Source organism: Curtobacterium sp. B18 (genome assembly GCF_000333375.1).
Taxonomy (GTDB): Bacteria; Actinomycetota; Actinomycetes; order Actinomycetales; family Microbacteriaceae; genus Curtobacterium.
The window spans coordinates 1-6,212 of sequence record NZ_BACZ01000326.1 but is presented as its reverse complement, the minus strand read 5'-3'; the positions used below and the strand labels follow the sequence as shown (position 1 = coordinate 6,212).

Sequence of the window (6,212 nt, the reverse complement as noted above, 5' to 3'; positions counted from 1 at the left end):
CCGGGAGGTCCCGTGCGAACGACAGGACGACGCCGATGGCGACGAGCGTCATGATGAGCGCGGAGCCGCCGGCCGAGATGAGTGGGAGGGGGACGCCGAGGACCGGCAGGAGGCCGAGGACCACGGCGATGTTGACGAGCGCCTGGCCGATGATCCACGCGAGGACGCCACCGGTGACGGTCTTCACGAAGGGGTCGTTCGACTGGCGGATGATCTTGATCATGCCGACGGCGAGGACGACGAAGAGGGCGAGCACGACGACGGCGCCGACGAGTCCGAGCTCCTCGCCGATGATCGCGAAGATGTAGTCGTTGTCCGCCTCCGGCAGCCAGGACCACTTCGCCTTGGAGTTGCCGAGCCCGACGCCGAAGACGCCGCCGGAGGCAAGCGCCCACATGCCGTGGGTCGGCTGCCAGCAGAGGTCCTGGTACTGGCTCGTGTCCGTGCAGCCGGAGAGCCAGGCGCTGATGCGGTGCGACCGGGAGCTCGACGCCATCGTGACGAACGGGAGCAGCACGGCGAGGCCGACCACGCCGACGAGCAGGTGCTTCGCCCGGGCTCCCCCGACGTAGAGCGCCCCGAACACCAGGATGAGCATGATCATCGCGGTGCCCTGGTCACCGCCGACGAGGACGAGGCCGATCGACCCGAGCGACGCGATGCCGATCGGGATGAAGACCTCTTTCCAGTCGTCGAGCTTCTCGCGCTTGACGTACATGATCGCGCCGATGCCGAGCACGAGCGCGAGCTTCAGGATCTCGGACGGCTGCGCGGTGAACGACCCGACGCGGATCCAGTTCCGGTTGCCCTGGATCGAGTACCCGAGCGGCGTCAGGACGACGAGCGCCTGCACGACGAGGCCGACCCCGACGATCCACATCGCCCACTTCCGCCAGAACCGCGCGGGCAGGCGGGAGGCGATGAGCATGAGCGGCACGCCGAGCACCGCGTAGAGGCCCTGACGGGACGCGGCCCCGAAGAAGTCGTGCGTCGCGGCGTACTGCTCCACGCTCGACGACGAGAGCACCATGACGACCCCGAACACGACGAGGAACAGCGTCACGCCGAGGATCGTGTAGAAGGTGCTCGACTCGGCGACGAAGACGTTCTTGACGGCGACGACCGCACCGTTGTGGCGGCGGGCGGAGGTGTGCGGGCGGCTCGGAGCTGCCCCGGTCTCACTGCCGCTCGGAAGATCCGTCGTCGCCATCGGCGTTTCCTCCCAGGTGCTCGTGGACCGCCGCCGCGAATCGACGCCCCCGGTCCGCGTAGGAGCCGAACTGGTCGAACGACGCCGCGGCCGGGGCGAGGAGGACCGTGTCGCCCGGTCTCGCGACCGATGCGGCATGCCGGACCGCCTCGGGCATGACCTGATCAGTGTCCGCTGCCTCGACCTGCAGCACCGGCACCCCGGGCGCGTGTCGCGCGAATGCCTCGAGCACGGGGGTCCGGTCGGTGCCGATCACGACGACGGCACGGACGTCGGGGCCGAAGCGCGCGACGAGTCCGTCGACGTCGACGCCCTTGAACAGGCCCCCGACGATCCACACGACCGTGTCGAACGACGCCAGCGACGCCGTCGCCGCGTGCGGGTTCGTGGCCTTCGAGTCGTCCACCCACGTGATGCCGTCGGCGGTGGCGACGTGCTCGGTCCGGTGGTGGTCGGCACGGAACCCCTGCACGGCGGCACGGATCGCGGCCGGCTCGACCGACGCCGCACGGGCGAGTGCGGCCGCGGCGAGCACGTTCATGGTCATGTGCGGGCTGGCGAGCCCGGCCGCCTCGAGGTCGGCGACGGTCGCGAGCTCGAGCGCGCTGTTGCGTCGGTCGTCGGTGAAGGCCCGGTCGCACAGGACGTCCTCGACCACGCCGACGTCACCGGGTGCCGGGATGCCGGGGGTGAAGCCGACCGCACGGCACCCCTCGACGACGTCGGCCTCCTCGACCATGTGCCGGGTGGCGTCGTCGGTGGTGTTGTAGACGCAGGCGAGCACGGTGCGCTCGTAGACCTTCGCCTTGGCGGCCCGGTAGGCCTCGGCGGAGCCGTGCCACTCGAGGTGGTCGTCGGCGATGTTCAGGCAGGTGCTCGCGAGGGGCACCACCGCGCCGTCGCCGGTGGTCGGCATGTAGTGCAGCTGGTGGCTGGACAGCTCGACCACGAGGACGTCGAAGCCGTCCGGGTCCCGAACGACGTCGAGGACGGGCACGCCGATGTTGCCGCAGGACACGGCCCGCAGCCCGGCGGCCTCGAACATCGCGGTGGTGAGCTGCGTCGTGGTGGTCTTGCCGTTCGTGCCGGTGATGGTCACCCACGGTGCGGCGATCGGGCCGCGCACGACCTTGTCGCGGACGCGCCAGGCGAGCTCGATGTCACCCCAGACGACGCTGTTCGCCACGGCCCACCGCACGGTCGGGTTGTGCGGCGGCAGGCCCGGCGACACGACGACGAGGTCCGGCGCCTGCGCCTCGAGCGCGGCGGGCACGGTGTCGAGCGGCGCCTGCACGAAGCGCGCGCCGATCACGTCGAGCAGTTCGACGCTGTCCGCAGGGGCGTCCGACGAGTAGACGGTCACGGCGCTGCCGAGCTCGACGAGGGTGTCCGCGACCGAGAACCCGGTGGCGCCGAGTCCGAGGACCGCGACGTCGAGCCCCTTCCAGCCCTCGGCGTACCAGCTGTCGAGCGATGCCAGGCGGTCAGCCGACACGGGCGATCCACTCCAGGTAGAACAGGCCGACGCCGGCCGCGACGCAGAGTCCGGCGATGATCCAGAACCGGACGACGACGGTCACCTCGGCCCACCCCTTCAACTCGAAGTGGTGGTGCAGTGGACTCATCCGGAAGATGCGCTTGCCGTGGGTGATCTTGAAGTACGCCCGCTGCAGGATGACCGAGCCGGTGACGATGAAGAAGAGGCCGCCGATGAGGACGAGCAGGAGCTCGGTGCGGCTGAGGATCGCGAGACCCGCCAGCGCGCCGCCGAGGCCGAGCGACCCGGTGTCGCCGAGGAAGATCTGCGCCGGCGACGTGTTGTACCAGAGGAAGCCGATCAGGCCGCCGCAGACCGCCGCCGCCACGACCGCGAGGTCGAGGGGGTTGGTCACGGTGTAGCAGGCGTGCTCGGTGTTCGAGTCGAGCCGGGCACCGCCGCAGATCTGGTTCGACTGCCAGAAGCCGATGATCACGTACGAGCCGATCGCGAGGATGCTCGACCCGGTGGCGAGGCCGTCGAGGCCGTCCGCGACGTTCACGCCGTTCGACGTCGAGACCGTGAGCAGCACGATCCAGGCGAGGAACAGCACGGTACCGATCACGGTGCCGAGCGCCATGAAGTCCAGCCACGGGATGTCCCGGATGGCCGAGACCATGGTCGACGCCGGCGGCTTGCCGTTGCCGGACGGGACGACGAGCGCGACGGTCGCGAAGATCACGCCGACGATGACCTGACCGAGGACCTTCGCCCACCCGCCGAGGCCGAGGCTGCGCTGGCGGCGGACCTTGAGGAAGTCGTCGATGAACCCGACGAACCCGAGGCCGACCATGAGGAACAGCACGAGCAGCCCGGACAGCGTGATCGAGTCGCGGCCGACCAGGTGCCCGACGAAGTAGCCGAGCACCGCGCCGATGATCAGGACGATGCCGCCCATGGTCGCGGTCCCGCGCTTGGTGTGGTGCGACTGCGGACCGTCGTCGCGGATGAACTGTCCCCAGCCGAGGCGGTGGAACAGCTTGATGAACAGCGGCGTGAGCAGCAGTGTGAACACCAGCGACACGGCGCCGGCGATCAGGAGGGCGATCATTCGGTGACACCTCCGAGGCGGTCGCCGAGGAATCGCAGTTCGGCGGACTTCGAGGACTTGACGAGGACGACGTCGCCGGGGCGGAGCATCTCCTGCAGTGCGTGGACGGCGTCGTCGACGTCCTCGATGAACACGGACTCGCCGTCCCACGATCCCTCGAGGGTGGCGGCCTGGTGGATGGGCATCGCGCCGCGGCCGACGACCACGAGCTGACCGATGCCCAGACGGACGACGAGCCGGCCGATGCGATCGTGCTCCTCCGTCGAGAACTCGCCGAGCTCGGCCATCTCGCCGAGCACGGCGACGGTCCGCTCCCCCGGGCGGACGATCTGGGCGAGCGTCCGCAGCGCGGCGGCGGTCGAGTCGGGCGACGCGTTGTACGCGTCGTTGATCACGGTGACCCCGTCGGGGCCGCCGGGGAGGAGCTCCATGCGCCAGCGCTCGGCGCGCGTCATCGACGCGAGCGCGGCCGCGCCGTCGGCGAGGGGCACGCCCCACAGGTGGGCGACCGTGAGCGCGGCGGACGCGTTCATCGCGTGGTGCTCACCCAGGATCGCGAGCTGCACGTCGACGTGGTCCGTCCCTCCTGGCTGTCCGTCCGCAGACGGGTTGCCTTCCTGGCGGACGGGAGGCGCGGTGAGCGTGAAGCGGGTGCCGTTGCGGTCCGTCTCGATGCCGGTGATGCGGTAGTCGGCATCCGCCGACGTGCCGAAGCCCACGACGGTCGCCGCCGTCAGGTCGCGCATCGACGCGACGCGGTCGTCGTCGACGTTGAGGAGCGCGGTCGCGCTGGCCGGCAGGTCGGTGACCATCTCGGACTTGGCGCGCTGGGTCGCCTCGATCCCGCCGAACTCGCCGGCGTGCGCGAGGCCCACCTTGAGGACGACACCGACGTCCGGCTCGGCGATCGAGACGAGCTTGGCGATGTGGCCGATGCCGCTCGCGCCCATCTCGACGACCAGGTACCGGGTGTCCTCGGTGATGCGGAGCATCGAGATCGGTGCGCCGACGTGGTTGTTGAACGATCCCTGGGGCGCGATCGTCGCACCGTGCTGCTCGAGGATCGTGCGCAGCATGTTCTTGGTGCTCGTCTTGCCGTTCGAGCCGGTGATGCCGACGACCCGCAGGGGTGCCGGGCGACCGTCGGCGTCGACCCGGTCGGCGGTTGCCATCCGGACGCGTGTGACGACCTCGTGCGCCAGCGCCGCGAGGGCCGCGTAGCCGTCGGTGACCACGATCTGCGGCGCGGTGGTGTCGACGCGCTCCGGCGTGACGATCAGCGCGGCGCCGGCCTCGGTCGCGGCGGGGACGAAGCGGCGGCCGTCCGTGACCTCGCCCGGGAGCGCGAAGAACACGCTGCCGGGTCCGACGAGCCGGGAGTCGGTCTCGACCGAGCCCTCGACGACCAGGTCGCCCTGGTCGGCGACGTCGGTCGCCTGGGCACCGGGGATCAGCTCGCCGTCGACCGCGGTCGCGATCTCGGCGAGGGTCAGGGCGATCATCGTGCGTCCTCGGCCGGACCGGAGTTCGGCTCCCACCCGGCCTCGCGGAGGGCCTGGCGGGCCTCGTCGCGTGCCGAGTACGGGGTGCGGACGCCCTGGATGTCGCGGTAGTCCTGGTGGCCGGGACCGGCCCAGAGGATCGAGTCCCCGTCGCCGACGAGGCCCACGGCGGTGCGGATCGCCGCCTCGGGCGGGCTGACCTCGTGGATCTCGTGGTCCGGGAACGCCTCGCGCGCGGCGTCGACGAGGGTCTTCCGGATCGACGCGGCGTCCTCGAAGCGCGGGTGGTGGTCGGTGATCACGAGGATGTCCGACCCCGCGGCGGCCACGCGGGCCATGTCGGGACGCTTGGTGGTGTCGCGGTCGCCGTCGGCGCCGAAGAGCATGAGGACCTTGCCGGAGGTGAACTGGCGCACCGCGGCGAGGGTGTTCTCGAAGGCGTCGGGGCTGTGCCCGAAGTCGACGTAGACGCTCGGACCGCGATCGCCCGAGACGCGCTCGGTGCGGCCGGGCAGGTAGCACTCGATGGCGCTCGTCGGCTCGTCGCGCTGCTCGCGCTCGTCCTCGTCCGGGTAGCGGCGGTGGTTCGTCTCGAGCGCGTGCGCGATGGCACCGAGCTCGAACCCGCCCTCGACGAGCATCACGATCGCGAGCGCTGCGTTCGCAGCCATGTGCCACCCGATGAGCGGCACACGGGTGGTGAGCTCACGCCCCTCGGGTCCGGTCAGGCGGAACTCGGTGTAGGCGGCGTGCGCCTCGACGATGTCGACGTGCCACTCGGCCTCGACGTCGGGGTGGACCGTGATGGTCGTGACCGGGATGCGGGAGTCCTGCACCACGCGGTGGCCCCAGTCGGTGTCCAGCGAGACGACGCCGCGGCGGGCGTGCTCGGGCTGAACAGCGGGAGCTCGC

General features: G+C 70.9%; 5 protein-coding genes. All 5 read right to left on the bottom strand.

Translation table 11 applies throughout. From position 1 onward, the window contains the following. Positions 1-1,210 (bottom strand): putative lipid II flippase FtsW (gene ftsW / locus I5E_RS09045; protein ID WP_022906693.1); only part of this gene is annotated, 1,210 nt, incomplete at its 3' end. After that, entirely contained in the window at positions 1,179-2,705 is a 1,527-nt protein-coding gene (gene murD, locus I5E_RS09040; protein WP_022906692.1) for a UDP-N-acetylmuramoyl-L-alanine--D-glutamate ligase, read from the bottom strand. The genes murD and ftsW, both read right to left, overlap by 32 nt. Beyond that, positions 2,695-3,798 (bottom strand): phospho-N-acetylmuramoyl-pentapeptide-transferase, encoded by a 1,104-nt coding sequence (mraY, locus tag I5E_RS09035; RefSeq protein ID WP_022906691.1) that lies wholly within the window; start codon positions 3,796-3,798, stop codon positions 2,695-2,697. Before mraY ends, murD begins: the two co-directional genes overlap by 11 nt. Next, on the bottom strand, positions 3,795-5,300 hold the full coding sequence (locus tag I5E_RS09030) for a UDP-N-acetylmuramoyl-tripeptide--D-alanyl-D-alanine ligase (RefSeq protein ID WP_031261980.1): 1,506 nt from the start codon (positions 5,298-5,300) through the stop codon (positions 3,795-3,797). Before I5E_RS09030 ends, mraY begins: the two co-directional genes overlap by 4 nt. Next, a partial coding sequence (locus I5E_RS09025; protein WP_042723725.1) for a glutamate ligase domain-containing protein occupies positions 5,297-6,212 on the bottom strand: 916 nt, incomplete at its 5' end. The genes I5E_RS09025 and I5E_RS09030, both read right to left, overlap by 4 nt.

Excerpts from the sequence above, each read along its gene's own strand:
- mraY (WP_022906691.1), bottom strand. The coding sequence starts at position 3,798 with ATGATCGCCCTCCTGATCGCCGGCGCCGTGTCGCTGGTGTTCACACTG.
- I5E_RS09030 (WP_031261980.1), bottom strand. The coding sequence starts at position 5,300 with ATGATCGCCCTGACCCTCGCCGAGATCGCGACCGCGGTCGACGGCGAG.